Source organism: Enterococcus phoeniculicola ATCC BAA-412 (genome assembly GCF_000407505.1).
GTDB classification, from domain to species: domain Bacteria; phylum Bacillota; class Bacilli; order Lactobacillales; family Enterococcaceae; genus Enterococcus_K; species Enterococcus_K phoeniculicola.
Map to the genome: position 1 here is coordinate 361,502 of NZ_ASWE01000004.1, position 14,466 is coordinate 375,967.

A 14,466-nucleotide genomic window follows, 5' to 3' on the forward strand; every position below is an offset into this window, starting at 1 on the left:
AAAAGCGGTTAAAGGATAGTTTTTTTTCAGCTAGAACAAGTAAATAAGTAAAACATCCTAAAGTTATTCTTATTTGAATAAGCCGTTCTGTTAGGGATATACTTGTCAAACAGTTAAAATAAACAGAGAAGGAGTGAACGGATATGACTATTTATGAGTTTAAAGTGAAACAAACAGATGATGAAATGAAATCTTTGAGGGATTATGAAGGAAAGGTATTGTTGATTGTTAATACGGCAACTGGCTGTGGATTTACACCACAATACGAAGGTCTACAAAATTTATACGATGAACATCATGCAGCTGGATTTGATATTCTAGATTTTCCCTGTAATCAATTTGGAAACCAAGCACCAGGTAGCAACGAAGAGATTACAGAATTTTGTCAGCTCACGTACCATACTACATTTCAAACCTTCGCAAAGATAAAAGTGAATGGTCCAGAGGCAGATCCATTATATAAATACTTAAAGCAAGCGCAAGGAGGATTACTTGGCAAAACGATTAAATGGAATTTTACAAAATTTCTAGTAAATCGCGAAGGTGAAGTGGTAAAACGCTATGCATCAACTGTTAAACCAGAAGAAATCGAAGCGGATATTATTGAAGAATTAAACAGATAATCTTTTCGTCAAGTAGAACTACTTAACAAAATTGTGAAAAAGAGTAGCTTTCTGTTTTGAAACATGGTAAACTATTCAAGTCTGAGAGTTATCTTAGAGGATTCCAGTATGTATGGGAGGGAAAATCATGCGCGTAAACATCACTTTAGAATGTACTTCTTGTAAAGAACGTAACTACCTAACAAGCAAAAACAAACGTAACACTCCAGATCGCTTGGAAAAAGAAAAATATTGCCCACGCGAAAGAAAAGTTACTTTGCACCGCGAAACAAAATAGTCTTATCTATTAATTAGCTGTAACCCTTATGTAATAAGGGCTACAGCTTTTTTTTGATGTTGGAAAGTGGATTGACAGCTAAAATGACGCCAAAATGTTAACATCGAAATGTTCTACCAGTGTAGAGATAGTTTGTTTTTCAGCTTTCTTTGTTATAAAAAGGAAATTATGATCTATTAAGAACAACGGTTGTATCAGTAATTTTTAGCACATCTTCTGAGGGATCATAGGTAAAATAGAAAGGTTGGGGACCTGGTGGAGTATATCCATTTTTTTCTTTGAATTTATCAAGATCCCAAGTGATTATATAATTATTATTTTCTTTTGTATAATCGGTCACATCAATAATTTTCCCATCTGTCTGAATTTGATTTTCAGTGATGATGTATTCAGTTGGTTTGTCATCGTACAGTTTTCCTGTCCAGGTTCCTTGTATTTCCTTTGGCAAAGAGTGATTACTTTGTAAATTTGTATTGGAACTATTGGTTTCTTCTGTGTTAGTTTCTTGTGGAACGTTTTCGGAGAACGAAGTTGTTTCATTTTCTTTTATAGAAGAAGATTCAGTAGTCATCGACAGTGATGTTGAATTCATACTTGATAGTTCTTCAGTTGATTCTGTTGGTTTTGAACTAGATGTACTAGTGTTTGGTGCTTTAGAACAAGAGGTCAAACTAATAAATGTAATTGCAGTAAATAGTAATAAAAATATTTTCTTTTTCATGAGTTCTTTTTTCCTTCCTTAACGGATACTACAAGTGCATTATACTAGTCTTCTGGTAAAATTTCGAGTCAGAACCTAACAAAATGGTTGAAATAATCACTGGTTGTAAGGCAGATTTGTTTGCATAAAGAGGATAGGTAGAAAGATAACTAGGAAATACGACTTCACATGATTGAATGAGCGAATCGTCGAAAATGCTATCTTTTCAAAATTATGTTTTTTCTTCTTCAATAGGACTTGGCGTGAAACTGGATGAAAATAAACTACTCCTTTATTTCTATGATGAAAATAAAAATATTGTTTTGAAATCTGAAAAAATAAATGAAAGAATTCTATTCTCATCAAACGGAAATGTAACATACATCATGCTGAATGGTGAAAAAGTGAACTTATATCCATGTTAGTAATCAGTAGACTATCCGAAGTGTTTAATACATAATGATTTGAATAAAAAACACGCATCAAAAATCCGATGCGTGTTTTTTACTTTACCCTTTTTCAAAGTCAGCATACATGACCCCATCACATTGGTTACTTTAACGATTTTTACAATCAGGCTGTCGCCTTCTTTTATTTTAGGATTTTCAGTAAGAACAAAATTCATATATTCATCCATTTGAATTGCATATCCTGTAAATGTTCTTCAAAGAAGTTAGTTTACAATTTTTTTTGCTTAATGTTGAACATTTATTCCTGTCATGTAAAATAGAAACTTATTTCTATCAAGGGATGAGCTTCTTAATGACCGGAATTTTCTTTAGAATAAAGATAAGTAAAAATGAAACAATAAAATTGATAGGAATCAAACATAGAAACCAAAAGGCGTTGCTTAAGTTAAATATGTCTAACTGCTGTATGATTCGCTGGATAATCAAATGGATAATATATATGCCAAAGCAACAACCAGAAACGGATAAAATTCCTTTTATCCATACAGAAGACCAGGAAGTAAACTTGATTCGAGAAATAACCGTCCATAAGAGTACAGAGGCTAAATAACAAAACGGAGAACTAAAAATGTAGAAACTCTGAACGATTTCTCCTCTTTGGCTACTCAAGTATACAGTACTAAGAAAAGTGAATGTGGTTACACATAGAAACATAAAAATAAGATATCTTGATTTAATATTTTTTAGATATTCTTTTTTTGTGAGTAGAAATCCTAAAACATAATAGGCTAGATATTGGTTTCCTTCAACCAGATTTAATAGAAGTGGTATAGGGCGATGAAGGAGGTCATATGGTAGCCAAATAATTGATTTACTAAAGAAAAATAAGAAAAAAATGCCTAAAAGATAGAGGCTTCCTTTTTTTTGTGTTGCTAGTAACGAAAGAAAAGGTGTTAGGACATATAATGAGATGATTGCATACAAGAACCAAAGGATAGGCTCGATTTGCCCGTAAGTTAGTCTTGAAAGAAAATCAATAATACAGATATCATAATACCTTAGAAATAAACCATTAAATAAATACCATAGAATACTCCAGACAATAAATGGCAAGAATACATTAATGAGTCGTTTCTCAACAAATCGTTTTGTGGAATAGCGAGTCTGATAGCCAATTAAATTTGCACCAGAAATCATGAAAAAAATTGGCACACAAAATGAAAATAAGCATTGGATAAAGGCAGCTATATACCATGAAGTATCCAAACGAAATGAGTAGAACGTTTCTACCGAATGCAAAGACACAACGCCGATTGCAGAGAGGATTGTCAATACATCAAAATAGATGACTCTCTGTTTAGTCACGTTTAAATAATTAGTCACTTATAGTACTCCTTTTTTATGTAATATAATGTCAGGCAACCAGTAATTATAAACCATGTATCAAATCACTGTTCACCATTTTGTATCATACCATATCAAACAATGAATAAAATAGATTCTGTCATTTTTTGTAGATAGATTATCTTTTAAAAGAGGAATACAGAAAATAGATTCTTTATTTGAAAGGTGACAAAAATTGTATGACCTATAAAGTAGTCAATAAACCAAGCCAATAAAGCAACTAGGCTTTTCCAGAAAAAAGTAGTATCATCAGAAGAGGATTAATTTAAAATCATCAATTTGTTATTTGGGGAGCGAATGTATGGAAGAAAGATTTGTCGTTTATCAGAGTAAAATGAAACAAGTAGGGTTGGTTATTTTGGCCCTTATCATGGTACTAGCTAGCTTCTTCATTTTATTTATTGGAAAACCAGTATTTATTCTTGTTGGGGTTGTGGGCACTTTATTTTTTGGCTATGCAACGTTTTATTTGATGAAGCAATTGTTTGCTGGGAAGAAGTTAGTAGTTTTAACAGAGCAAGGATTTTACGATTACTCAAGTGCTTTGGCAACAAAAGAGAGACTGATTCCTTGGGATGAGGTTTCTCGTATTGAAGAGGTAGGCATAGTCAATCAGGATTTTGTTTCCATTTATCTAAAGCATCCAGAACAGGTTTTAACGAACCTTTCAAAAGTACAAAGAGCGGGTATAAAAGCAAATGTAAAGATGGGGTTTGGGGAAATTAACATTACTTTACAAAGTGCAAAAAAATGTACAAACGAAGCACTTATTGAAGAGATGCTGTTGTATGTTCCAGTGAATTACGAAGAGGGTATTGAAAAAAAAAATAGATGATTGAACCGATTACAGGCGTTTATTGATGTCTGAGATATTCAGAGGGAGAAGAGGGAAAGAAGATGAAAAAAATTGCAGTAATTGCTGGAACGAAAGTAGATACGAAGTTAGGAGTGGCTCTACTAAAAAAGCACTATAAAAATGAGCTCGTTTCTTACCCTATTTCAAGTACGCCAGCTGAGCAAACCTACTTTCAAACAATGAATCCAGCGCTTAGGCAAGAAAAAATGGATACGATTATTGCTAGATTAATACGTGAAGAAAAAGTAGAAATTTTCTTTATCTACTGTAATTCATTAAGTGCCAGTGTTGATTTTGAGGAGTTATCAAAGAAGCATCGTGTACCGATTTTGACTCCTTTTCTATTTTATAAGGAGTTGGCGCAAACCTATTTACGAATGGGTGTTCTAAGTGCTAATGCTCAAGGTGCAGCTGGGATTGAGCGAGTGATTGTACAGGAAAATATAGAGGCTGATGTGTATTCAATAACAAACATTGATTGGGTGAATAGTATTGAAACCGGAAAAACACCATCAGAAATCTGCGCTTCATCGGGGATAAAAGAGTCCATTGCTTTCTTTGAAAAAAATCAGGTATCTTGTATAGTGTTTGGCTGTACGCACTTTCCCTATTTTTTTGATGAGTATCAACGACTATCTTCTATAAAATGCTTCAATGCGGATACCTATTTGGTTGAATCTTTAAATGAGTTACTTTCAAGATAATCGCGTAAATTGTAATTTATTTTGAGCGTTTCATATAAATAGAGTGCAAGCAGGAGATATCTAAAAACAATAAAAATAGTTTGAAAAAATGATAAAAAGAACGCTTTATTTAAGTTTTTTGAATAGGTGAATTTAGCGTGGAAAATTAAAAGGATAAATTGATACGCTGTAACTGCGCCAATCCAAGAAGAGTAGAGTGATATAGTTTATTCTTATCATTTACAAATATGTTCGAATTGCATAAATTGTGATGTTTTGAACAAGATGCGGATTGGTTGATTTCAAAAGAAAAATGAGTATACTACGTTCTTAGAGCCTAAGAAACTTTTGTGAATGGAGTGTATATAATATGGAAAAAGCAAACGAATCAATGGAGAAAGAACTTCACGTACGTATTCAAAAATTAGTAGAGGAATACGGACTAACGAATGTGACGAAGGCAGTTGAAGTTGAAAATCAGATTGCTTCTTATTCGCAAACATTAAAAAAATAACGAGTGAAAACAGCGATATATAAAGGAAAATGAAGGATTGAAAATAGCTATAAAGTGAGGAGAAACAGTGATGTTTTTATCTATGTGGGCACAAGATCGAAAGGGATTAATTGGCAAAGATGGGTTACTCCCTTGGCGTTTACCAAATGATATGCAATTTTTTCAAGAGCATACAATGAATTCTTTACTGGCAATGGGAAGAAAAACGTATGAAGGAATGGATTATCGAAGTGAGAAATATCGCCATATCTTTGTTTTAACTCAACAAGAAACGTTTCCTGTTCGACAAAATGCGGAAGTTGTTTCATCAATAGATAAGCTGGTTGAACTGTCAAAACAAACAGACGAAGATATTTATGTTTCAGGGGGAAGTCGTATATTTAAAGAAATGCTTCCCTATACTTCAGTTATTTGGCGAACACTTATAGATGCAGAGTTCGATGGAGATACGTATATTGAAGAGATGGACTTTTCTGAATTTGAATTAGAAGAGGAAATACAGGGAATTCTTGATGAAGAAAATCATTATCCACATGTTTTTCAAAAATGGGTCAGAAAACCAGAATTTCCTGTGAACAATTAACAGAATGTGGTGATTTTTCGTGAATTGTGCAAATATGATTTTTGTGTGAATTCATCAGAGAAAGATTGCCATTTTCTTTTTTTTTCGATACCATTCAGTAAGGGAGTGGACGAACGTATGGAGAAAAAGAAACTTAGAGAACAAAAGATTCAACAACTAAAAGAATTGAACCAATTTTCTGAAAGAAAAAAGGAAAAAGAAGCCTATATATTAGCCCAGCTCTTTGAAAGTGAGTCATGGAAATCAGCAAAATCTGTTGCCGCCGTGATTTCGTTAGGATTTGAATTTGACACAAGCGAGATTTTTGCCAGAGGCTGGCAAGAAAACAAGCAAATGGCTGCACCAAAATCTTTTCCAAAAGGGAAAATGGTGTTTTACGAAACGAACTCAGACACTGTACATACGATTTCAGCATTTGGAGTAAAAGAACCTGATTCAACAAAAGAGGTTATGCCAGATGAATTAGAGTTAATTATTGTGCCTGGGTTAGTATTTTCAAAATCAGGGTATCGAATTGGTTTTGGCGGAGGCTACTATGATCGTTATTTATCAAATTACAGAGGAAATACCTGTAGCCTTGTATTTGAAGAACAGTTCCACGAGGACTGGACGTTTGAAACATTCGACGTACCTGTCGCTCATCTATTTACGGATAGTAAAGGAGTAGATTTATGAATTATCAACAACAAATGAAACTAAAGCGGTGGTTAAATAAACCGTTATTAACCTACACGTTCTTAGCAATTCAAACAATCGTGTTTTTATTAATGTTTTTATCACCGGCTATGGATAACTGGTTTTATAGCACTGGAACGATGTTTGGCCCGCGTGTCGCGATTTTACACGAGTATTGGCGGTTTATTACTCCTATGTTTATTCATTTTGGTTTATCACATTATGCCTTGAATTCTGTGGTCTTGTATTTTATGGGTACTCAGATTGAGAATATCTATGGCCATGGCAGATTTTTATTTATCTACTTACTGAGTGGGTTTATGGGGAATATGGCGAGTTTTGCATTTAATAGTCCACAAACAGTCGCAGCAGGATCAAGCACGGCTTTATTCGGTATGTTTGGGGCCTTTCTCATTTTAGGTGTTCACTTTAAGGAAAATATGGCTATACAAGGAATGGTTCGACAGTTTGCGCTATTTGTGGGAATGAGCCTGTTATTTGGTCTATTTGATAGTACAATTGATATGTGGGGACACATTGGCGGAATTATTGGTGGATTACTACTTGGAAGTGCAATTGCACTTCCAAAACAACAAGAAAGGTACTCCATTCATGAACGAATTATTGCAGGTGGGATTTTTGCTTTTCTTATTGTGATTCTCTTTTTGTTAGGTATAAGAAAATATGGTCTGATATAGAAAACAACTGTCGTGTAAAAAACATATTCTTAGCGAGTTGTTAAACTATTTAAAAAAAGAAATCAAAACAAAAGCTGCGAGCGCTAAAAACGTGCTGGTTTTCTCTCTATTTTATAGAGATGAGTGAACGCACCAGCTATGTTCCAAAAGTCATTGTTTTCCCGTCGTTTATTAATATTTTACGAGGGTGGGGTATAACTTAATTAGTTATGTCCCACCTTCCTCTTTTTTCTATTTTTATAAAAAGTAGGAGAATAAAAATTTTTAAAGACCAGTGTTTTTGTTCATTGGAAAGAGCGTGTACGACTTTTTACTAAAAGGATTGAGTTGCTTGCAGAATAAGAGCTAATTTCTTTTTCTATATCTTCGTATATTGTTCGTTTTTTTTCTCAGATAGCTAAGGAAAAACCTAAGATTTTTTGTTATACTAGATAAGGTAGTTTTTTATTTTGAAAAAAATTGAACAAACAGATGAAGAGGTTTGGAAAAGTATAGAAATAGCATTGTAAAAGGTAGGACTAGTCTTGTATAATGTTCAAGGAAGTGCGAAAAATGGAAAGCTTATATGATGTACAACAACTATTTAAACAATTTGGCATCTATATCTATGTGGGTGCAAGAATTTACGATATTGAACTGATGACAATTGAGTTGAAAAACCTTTACGAAGGTCGACTGATTGATAAGGATACGTATATGACTGCATGGCGAATCTTAAAACGAGAGCATCACATTGAAGAAAGCCGACAGAAAGGAAAATACTGATGGACAAGAAGATTATTGGGATTGATTTAGGTGGAACAACAGCAAAATTTGCGATTTTAACTATGGATGGTGAAATTCAGCAAAAATGGAGTATTGATACAAACATTTTAGATGAAGGAAGTCATATTGTACCGGAGATTGTAGAATCAATTAATCACCGTTTAAATCTTTACAACATGACGAGTGAAGATTTCATTGGTATTGGTATGGGGACACCGGGAAGTGTAGACTTAGAAAAAGGAACAGTCATCGGTGCCTATAATTTAAATTGGGCGACTTTACAGCCTGTAAAAGAGCTGATTGAAAAAGGAACAAAGATTCCATTTGCCTTAGACAATGACGCCAATGTTGCAGCGTTAGGAGAACGTTGGAAAGGTGCCGGAGAAAATGATCCGGACGTAATTTTTATCACGTTAGGAACCGGCGTTGGCGGGGGAATCATTGCTGAAGGAAAATTATTGCACGGAACGGCAGGTTGTGCGGGAGAAGTGGGTCATGTAACGGTTGATCCTAATGGTTTTGAGTGTACATGTGGAAAACGCGGCTGCCTTGAAACGGTTTCAAGTGCAACTGGTGTTGTTCGCGTAGCACGCCATTTAGCGGAAGAATACGTGGGTGATTCTAAAATAAAAGCATTGTTAGATGATGGTGAAGAAGTGACAAGTAAAGATATTTTTGAATATGCGCAAGCAGAGGACCCATTTGCATTAATGGTTGTCGATAAGGTTTGCTTCTATTTAGGTTTAGCATGCGGGAACTTAGGAAATACGTTAAATCCATCAAGTATTGTTTTAGGTGGCGGGGTTTCTGCGGCGGGAGAATTTTTACGCTCACGTGTGGAAAATTATTTTAAAGAATTTACGTTCCCGCAAGTACGAAATAGCACAAAAATTAAATTAGCTGAATTGGGAAATGAAGCAGGTGTAATTGGTGCTGCCTCACTTGCTTTACAATTTGATAAATAGAAAGGTTTGAAATAAATGTCTGTATGGTTAAAAATAGATATTGTATTAATTGCAATTGTGTTAGTTATTGTAGGATATGAATTGTATATTCGTATGATGGGGAAACGCTCAGCAACAATGTTGACAGAAGAAGAGTTTCGTGAAGGAATGCGAAAGGCGCAAATTATTGACGTTCGTGAAAAAGATATGTTTGATGCTGGTCATATTTTAGGGGCTAGAAACATTCCTTACAGCGTGTTGAAACAATCGTATGGGTCCATTCGTAAGGATCAGCCTGTTTATGTTTATGACCAAAAGAAAAGCTTGAGTATCCGCGCAGCATCAAAATTACGTAAAGAAGGATACAAAGAGATTTATCTTCTTAAGGGCGGCTATGATAGCTGGACTGGAAAGATTAAGAAAAAAACATCCTATTAAATAAGTAGAATAGAGAATGAAAGCGACTGGTTGTTAGGACCAACGGACTAAGCTTCTCTAGACTAAAAAGGGAATTTGGAGAGGGGTCGGGCAGAAGTGTTCAGCTCCGAGAAGTAAGAAGGAATTCACGAAGATTGCTCCTTAAATCTTTGGGATTAAGTAGGTACGTTTCTACATCTATTTTTTTCAGAAGTAGTGTGTCAAACACACCAAGTAGGTATAGCTTACTTTCGAAGCCTTCAACTCACTCATGTTTCATGTTTAGAAAAGGTGAGACATAACTTAACTAGTTATGTCTCACCTTCTTTTTGACTCTGTACGTATCTTTAAGGTGTGTTTTATACTCTTATAAACATAATTGAGCAATTGCTTTTGTAAAATATTCAGAAAATGCTTATGATAGGAGAGTGAGGTGAAGACCATGTTACAGATAAAACGTGTATATGAAGAGCCGTCAAAAGAAGATGGTTATCGGATATTGGTAGATCGTTTGTGGCCGAGAGGTATATCAAAAGAGCGTGCCCAGCTAGACGAGTGGTTAAAAGAAGTGGGACCAAGTAACGAGCTTAGAAAATGGTTTCATCATGAGCCTGAAAAATTTGATGTATTTAAAGAAAAATATGCAGATGAATTAGGAGCAGGAAAGGCGAAAGAAGCATTCAGCCATCTACAAACACTTGTTGCTAAGCACCAAAATGTGACTCTAGTCTATGGGGCAAAAGATACCCTCGATAATCAGGCGGTTTGTTTAAAAGAGTGGTTAGAGAAATAAAAAAACATCCATTACACAGCATATAAGCAAGGAGTCTAAAAGAAATTTCTTTTGGATGAACTCGTCTTAAAGCTGGTAATGGATGTTTTTAATTAGCGAGAAACACGTTTTCTCATCGCTTTTTTGCGATTTTCTTCAATCATTGATTCTTTTTCATCGATTGGATCAATCACTGTTTTTTTAATCGTTGCGACAGCGCCGGCTACAGCAGCCACTGTTGCAAGACTTCCAACAAGAAGTCCAGATACAAATTTTTTCATAGCGCACACCTCTTCATACAATTATTAGTCTACTCTTTTATTATGGAGGAAAAGGTAAAAAAAAACCAGTAGAATGATTAATATGAAATCGGTTTATTTTTTTCTTGTAAAAATTTAGTAAATATTTTATAATATATTTACTAAATAAAAAACGAGGTGTTCATATGCTAGAAGAATTGCATAACGAGTTTCAGCAACTATTTGATGGCGAGACAGCAACAGGTGAATATTTTGCACCAGGTAGAATCAACTTAATTGGAGAACATACAGATTACAATGGCGGCTATGTATTTCCTGCATCTATTACAATCGGGACATACGGATTGGCGCGTAAAAGAGAAGATCAAATGATTCGACTTTATTCAAAAAACTTTGAACAATTAGGGAGAATTGAATTTTCACTAGAGGATTTGTCTTATAACAAGAAAGATGACTGGGCAAATTATCCTAAGGGAGTGATTGCCTATTTAATTGAAGATGGCTATCAAATAACTTCTGGTATGGATATCTTGGTCTATGGAACGATTCCAAACGGGGCGGGTCTTTCCTCGTCAGCTTCTATTGAACTGCTTACCGGAGTAATTGTAAGAGATTTGTTTGACTTACCTGTTGAAATGTTAGACTTAGTAAAATTAGGAAAACGTGTAGAAAATCAATTTATTGGCGTGAATTCAGGTATTATGGATCAATTTGCGATTGGTATGGGACAAAAAGATCATGCTTTATTGTTAGATACTAATACTCTTTCTTACGAAGTCGTTCCAGCAGCTTTTGGGGATTATGTTGTGGCAATTATGAATACAAATAAACGACGCGAGTTAGCTGATTCAAAATATAATGAACGACGTGGGGAATGTGAAGAAGCTCTTCAACGATTACAGAAAAAATTACCCATTCAAAGTCTAGGAGAGTTAGACGAAGAGACATTTTATGCAAATACTCAGCTGATTGATGATGAAATACTGATTCGACGTGCAAAACATGCGGTGATGGAAAATCAACGGACATTGAAAGCGAAGAAGGCCTTACAAGCTAATGATTTAGAAACTTTTGGTCAACTTTTAAATGCGTCTCATCAGTCACTAAAAGAAGATTATGAAGTAACTGGAGTGGAGCTAGATACGTTAGTTGCTGCAGCACAAGTACAACCAGGTGTACTAGGTGCGCGAATGACAGGGGCAGGTTTTGGAGGATGCGCGATTGCACTTGTTAAAGAAACAGCTTTACCAGAGTTTATGGAAACTGTTGGAAACCTCTATAAAGAAAAAATTGGCTATTCTGCAGACTTTTATAAAGCAAGCATTGATGATGGCGCTAGAAAACTGTAAGATAAAGAAGGAAGTATTTCATAACAAAGGAGACGAAATATATTATGTCAATTTTAGTTCTAGGAGGAGCCGGTTATATCGGTTCTCATGCAGTAAATCAATTAGTATCAAAAGGCTATGATGTAGTTGTTATCGATAATTTATTAACTGGGCACAAACAAGCGATTCATCCAAAGGCACGTTTTTATGAAGGGGATGTCAGAGATAAGGCATTTGTTCAAAGTGTTTTCAAAAAAGAAGCGATTGAAGGCGTGATTCATTTTGCGGCAAGCTCTTTAGTGGGTGAATCTGTTGAAAAGCCATTGGACTATTTTAATAATAATGTTTATGGCATGCAGATTCTTCTTGAAGTAATGGAAGAATTTAAGGTGAAAAATATAGTCTTTTCTTCTACTGCTGCAACGTATGGCGAACCTGAGCAAACCCCAATACGAGAAACAACGCCTACCAATCCTAAGAATCCTTACGGTGAAAGTAAGCTAATGATGGAAAAAATGATGAAATGGTGTGACAATGCATACGGCATGCGTTATGTAGCATTGCGCTATTTCAATGTGGCGGGAGCAAAAGCTGATTCTTCGATTGGTGAAGATCATAATCCAGAAACGCATTTGGTGCCAATTATTTTACAAGTTGCTTTAGGCCAAAGAGAAGCATTAGCTATTTTTGGGGATGACTATGATACACCAGACGGTACATGTATCCGTGACTATGTTCATGTAGAGGATCTAATCGCCGCACATATTCTTGCTTTGGAATATTTGAAAGCAGGAAATGAAAGTAATGTCTTCAATTTAGGGAGCAATAATGGTTATTCAGTAAAAGAAATGTTGGAAGCTGCCCGTGAAGTAACTGGAAAAGAAATTCCAGCAAATATTGCCCCTCGTCGTGCGGGAGATCCAGGAACATTGGTTGCAGCAAGTGAAAAAGCTAAATCTGTTTTGGGTTGGGATCCTCAATATACCTCAGTAAAAGATATTATCAAAACGGCTTGGGATTGGCATGTTAGCCATCCAAATGGATATGAAGACTAGGAGGTTTGGTTGTGACAGTCAGTCAAACAATTTATGAATTCACCACATTGGCAATTGCTTCTGGCGGATGGATGGAAATGGACCGGATTTATTTACAAAATCGAGTGGCCTCACTGATTGGTGAAGAAGCGTTAGCACCTGTAAAAGAAGGTACAGCTTCTCATACCTCGTTAGAGTTATTAGATGGATTGGTTGAAACAGCAAAAAAAAATCAAGTGATTACAGAAAATCAAGCAGAAGTGGAAATCTTAGAAGCGCAATTAATGGACTTTCTAACGCCGCCGCCATCTGTAGTCAATGCATTTTTTGCGCAGCATTATTCAAAAAATCCGCAAGAAGCAACGAATTACTTTTATGAGCTAAGTAAAGCAAATGATTATATTAAGACAAGAGCTATTGCAAAAAATATTATTTTTCCAGTAGAGACAGAGTATGGTGAATTAGAGATTACGATTAACTTGTCAAAACCGGAAAAAGATCCAAAGCAAATTGCTGCAGAAAGAATGGCAGCAAAAGTAGATTATCCAAAATGTATGCTATGCATGGAAAATGAAGGATATAAAGGTCGATTGAATTATCCAGCGCGAACCAATCATCGTATTATTCGAATGAATTTAGATGGAGAGAGCTGGGGCTTTCAGTATTCGCCGTATGCCTATTACAATGAGCATTCTATTATTTTGTCAGAAGAACATCGCCCAATGCGTATTTCAAAAGAAACGTTTACTCGTCTCCTAAGAATTATTGAGGTATTCCCTCACTATTTTGTCGGATCTAATGCTGATTTGCCAATTGTTGGAGGATCAATATTGTCTCATGACCACTATCAAGCAGGTCGACACGAATTTCCAATGGCAAAGGCAGAGATAGAAACAGAATTTTCACTTACTAATTTTCCAACGATTCGTGCAGGGATTGTGAAATGGCCAATGTCAGTGATTCGTTTACAAGGAAAAGAACCTTCTGAGTTGGTAGAAGCAGCAACTGTGATTTTTGAAAAATGGCAAAATTATTCTGATAAATCCGTAGAAGTTTCAGCGTTTTCCTCTGATGGGACACCGCATCATACTATTACACCTATTGCTCGACGCAAACAAGAATTATTTGAGCTTGACTTAGTTTTACGGGATAACAATGTATCTGAAGAGCATCCAGATGGGATTTTCCACCCGCATAAAGATGTTCAGCATATCAAAAAAGAAAATATCGGACTTATTGAAGTGATGGGACTTGCTGTTTTACCTCCACGCTTAGAAAAAGAGCTAATAGAGGTAGAAAACTATCTGCTTGATGAGGAAAATCAAATGGCTGCTTACCATAAAGAATGGGCGGATAAGTTGAAACAAAATACAAACATAACTAGAGGAACCGCCAAAAAGATTGTTCAAGAATCTGTCGGAAATGTATTTGCTAGAGTATTGATGGATGCAGGCGTATTTAAGCGAAATGAAGAAGGACAACTGGCCTTCCAACGGTTTATTCATACGTTATAAAAGAGGAGG

Annotated in this window: 19 protein-coding genes; 15 read left to right on the forward strand and 4 right to left on the reverse strand. The window is 35.3% G+C overall.

Features of this window, described 5'->3' with window-relative positions; genetic code table 11:
* Nucleotides 1–143 precede the first annotated feature (143 nt).
* Both I589_RS15665 and rpmG read left to right on the forward strand, forming a co-directional pair.
* A complete protein-coding gene (locus I589_RS15665; RefSeq protein ID WP_010767282.1) occupies nt 144–623 on the forward strand; it encodes a glutathione peroxidase in 480 nt (159 codons plus the stop codon).
* Between the two features lie 127 nt (nt 624–750).
* A complete protein-coding gene (gene rpmG / locus I589_RS15670) occupies nt 751–900 on the forward strand; it encodes a 50S ribosomal protein L33 (RefSeq protein WP_034685451.1) in 150 nt (49 codons plus the stop codon).
* Between the two features lie 166 nt (nt 901–1,066).
* On the opposite strand, the gene I589_RS15675 is transcribed toward rpmG, so the two are convergent.
* The 3 genes from I589_RS15675 to I589_RS18225 form a co-directional block, all read right to left on the reverse strand.
* Nucleotides 1,067–1,621 (reverse strand): hypothetical protein, encoded by a 555-nt coding sequence (locus I589_RS15675; RefSeq protein ID WP_010767283.1) that lies wholly within the window; start codon nt 1,619–1,621, stop codon nt 1,067–1,069.
* 415 nt (nt 1,622–2,036) lie between these two features.
* A complete protein-coding gene (locus I589_RS15685; protein ID WP_139242881.1) occupies nt 2,037–2,225 on the reverse strand; it encodes a hypothetical protein in 189 nt (62 codons plus the stop codon).
* A 118-nt stretch (nt 2,226–2,343) separates the two neighbouring features.
* Nucleotides 2,344–3,393, reverse strand: coding sequence for an acyltransferase (locus tag I589_RS18225; protein WP_010767285.1), 1,050 nt, complete (start codon nt 3,391–3,393; stop codon nt 2,344–2,346).
* A 322-nt stretch (nt 3,394–3,715) separates the two neighbouring features.
* On the opposite strand from I589_RS18225, the gene I589_RS15695 reads away from it, so the two are divergent.
* The 10 genes from I589_RS15695 (at nt 3,716) to I589_RS15735 (ending at nt 10,342) form a co-directional block, all read left to right on the forward strand.
* Entirely contained in the window at nt 3,716–4,249 is a 534-nt protein-coding gene (locus I589_RS15695) for an STM3941 family protein (protein ID WP_010767286.1), read from the forward strand.
* 62 nt (nt 4,250–4,311) lie between these two features.
* Entirely contained in the window at nt 4,312–4,974 is a 663-nt protein-coding gene (locus I589_RS15700; RefSeq protein WP_010767287.1) for an aspartate/glutamate racemase family protein, read from the forward strand.
* 349 nt (nt 4,975–5,323) lie between these two features.
* Entirely contained in the window at nt 5,324–5,467 is a 144-nt protein-coding gene (locus I589_RS18395; RefSeq protein WP_010767288.1) for a hypothetical protein, read from the forward strand.
* Between the two features lie 70 nt (nt 5,468–5,537).
* On the forward strand, nt 5,538–6,050 hold the full coding sequence (locus I589_RS15705) for a dihydrofolate reductase (protein WP_010767289.1): 513 nt from the start codon (nt 5,538–5,540) through the stop codon (nt 6,048–6,050).
* A gap of 117 nt (nt 6,051–6,167) precedes the next feature.
* Complete coding sequence (locus tag I589_RS15710) at nt 6,168–6,725, forward strand: 5-formyltetrahydrofolate cyclo-ligase (protein WP_010767290.1); 558 nt, start codon at nt 6,168–6,170, stop codon at nt 6,723–6,725.
* Complete coding sequence (locus tag I589_RS15715; protein ID WP_010767291.1) at nt 6,722–7,423, forward strand: rhomboid family intramembrane serine protease; 702 nt, start codon at nt 6,722–6,724, stop codon at nt 7,421–7,423. Before I589_RS15710 ends, I589_RS15715 begins: the two co-directional genes overlap by 4 nt.
* Nucleotides 7,424–7,975: 552 nt before the next feature.
* Nucleotides 7,976–8,188 (forward strand): YqgQ family protein, encoded by a 213-nt coding sequence (locus tag I589_RS15720; protein ID WP_010767292.1) that lies wholly within the window; start codon nt 7,976–7,978, stop codon nt 8,186–8,188.
* Nucleotides 8,188–9,153, forward strand: coding sequence for an ROK family glucokinase (locus I589_RS15725; RefSeq protein ID WP_010767293.1), 966 nt, complete (start codon nt 8,188–8,190; stop codon nt 9,151–9,153). Before I589_RS15720 ends, I589_RS15725 begins: the two co-directional genes overlap by 1 nt.
* Before the next feature lie 15 nt (nt 9,154–9,168).
* Nucleotides 9,169–9,570 carry a rhodanese-like domain-containing protein gene (locus I589_RS15730; protein ID WP_010767294.1) on the forward strand — a complete coding sequence of 134 codons (402 nt, stop codon included), beginning with the start codon at nt 9,169–9,171 and terminating at the stop codon, nt 9,568–9,570.
* A gap of 421 nt (nt 9,571–9,991) precedes the next feature.
* On the forward strand, nt 9,992–10,342 hold the full coding sequence (locus tag I589_RS15735) for a DUF488 domain-containing protein (RefSeq protein WP_010767295.1): 351 nt from the start codon (nt 9,992–9,994) through the stop codon (nt 10,340–10,342).
* 92 nt (nt 10,343–10,434) lie between these two features.
* Here I589_RS15735 and I589_RS18230 read toward each other — a convergent pair whose 3' ends face one another.
* Nucleotides 10,435–10,602, reverse strand: coding sequence for a DUF3042 family protein (locus tag I589_RS18230; protein ID WP_010767296.1), 168 nt, complete (start codon nt 10,600–10,602; stop codon nt 10,435–10,437).
* A 164-nt stretch (nt 10,603–10,766) separates the two neighbouring features.
* Between I589_RS18230 and I589_RS15740 the strand changes: the two genes are divergently transcribed.
* The 3 genes from I589_RS15740 to galT are packed head-to-tail and all read left to right on the forward strand — an operon-like array spanning nt 10,767 to nt 14,457.
* Nucleotides 10,767–11,930, forward strand: coding sequence for a galactokinase (locus I589_RS15740; RefSeq protein WP_010767297.1), 1,164 nt, complete (start codon nt 10,767–10,769; stop codon nt 11,928–11,930).
* Between the two features lie 44 nt (nt 11,931–11,974).
* Nucleotides 11,975–12,964: a UDP-glucose 4-epimerase GalE gene (galE, locus tag I589_RS15745; RefSeq protein WP_010767298.1), complete on the forward strand. Its 990-nt coding sequence runs from the start codon at nt 11,975–11,977 to the stop codon at nt 12,962–12,964.
* 11 nt (nt 12,965–12,975) lie between these two features.
* Nucleotides 12,976–14,457: a UDP-glucose--hexose-1-phosphate uridylyltransferase gene (galT, locus tag I589_RS15750; protein WP_010767299.1), complete on the forward strand. Its 1,482-nt coding sequence runs from the start codon at nt 12,976–12,978 to the stop codon at nt 14,455–14,457.
* Nucleotides 14,458–14,466: the final 9 nt, after the last annotated feature.

Excerpts from the sequence above, each read along its gene's own strand:
- galE (WP_010767298.1), top strand. The coding sequence starts at position 11,975 with ATGTCAATTTTAGTTCTAGGAGGAGCCGGTTATATCGGTTCTCATGCA.
- I589_RS15665 (WP_010767282.1), top strand. The coding sequence starts at position 144 with ATGACTATTTATGAGTTTAAAGTGAAACAAACAGATGATGAAATGAAA.
- I589_RS15725 (WP_010767293.1), top strand. The coding sequence starts at position 8,188 with ATGGACAAGAAGATTATTGGGATTGATTTAGGTGGAACAACAGCAAAA.
- I589_RS15710 (WP_010767290.1), top strand. The coding sequence starts at position 6,168 with ATGGAGAAAAAGAAACTTAGAGAACAAAAGATTCAACAACTAAAAGAA.
- I589_RS18395 (WP_010767288.1), top strand. The coding sequence starts at position 5,324 with ATGGAAAAAGCAAACGAATCAATGGAGAAAGAACTTCACGTACGTATT.
- I589_RS15715 (WP_010767291.1), top strand. The coding sequence starts at position 6,722 with ATGAATTATCAACAACAAATGAAACTAAAGCGGTGGTTAAATAAACCG.
- I589_RS18230 (WP_010767296.1), bottom strand. The coding sequence starts at position 10,602 with ATGAAAAAATTTGTATCTGGACTTCTTGTTGGAAGTCTTGCAACAGTG.
- rpmG (WP_034685451.1), top strand. The coding sequence starts at position 751 with ATGCGCGTAAACATCACTTTAGAATGTACTTCTTGTAAAGAACGTAAC.
- I589_RS15720 (WP_010767292.1), top strand. The coding sequence starts at position 7,976 with ATGGAAAGCTTATATGATGTACAACAACTATTTAAACAATTTGGCATC.
- I589_RS15675 (WP_010767283.1), bottom strand. The coding sequence starts at position 1,621 with ATGAAAAAGAAAATATTTTTATTACTATTTACTGCAATTACATTTATT.
- I589_RS15735 (WP_010767295.1), top strand. The coding sequence starts at position 9,992 with ATGTTACAGATAAAACGTGTATATGAAGAGCCGTCAAAAGAAGATGGT.
- I589_RS15730 (WP_010767294.1), top strand. The coding sequence starts at position 9,169 with ATGTCTGTATGGTTAAAAATAGATATTGTATTAATTGCAATTGTGTTA.
- I589_RS15705 (WP_010767289.1), top strand. The coding sequence starts at position 5,538 with ATGTTTTTATCTATGTGGGCACAAGATCGAAAGGGATTAATTGGCAAA.
- I589_RS15700 (WP_010767287.1), top strand. The coding sequence starts at position 4,312 with ATGAAAAAAATTGCAGTAATTGCTGGAACGAAAGTAGATACGAAGTTA.
- I589_RS15685 (WP_139242881.1), bottom strand. The coding sequence starts at position 2,225 with ATGAATTTTGTTCTTACTGAAAATCCTAAAATAAAAGAAGGCGACAGC.
- I589_RS15695 (WP_010767286.1), top strand. The coding sequence starts at position 3,716 with ATGGAAGAAAGATTTGTCGTTTATCAGAGTAAAATGAAACAAGTAGGG.
- I589_RS15740 (WP_010767297.1), top strand. The coding sequence starts at position 10,767 with ATGCTAGAAGAATTGCATAACGAGTTTCAGCAACTATTTGATGGCGAG.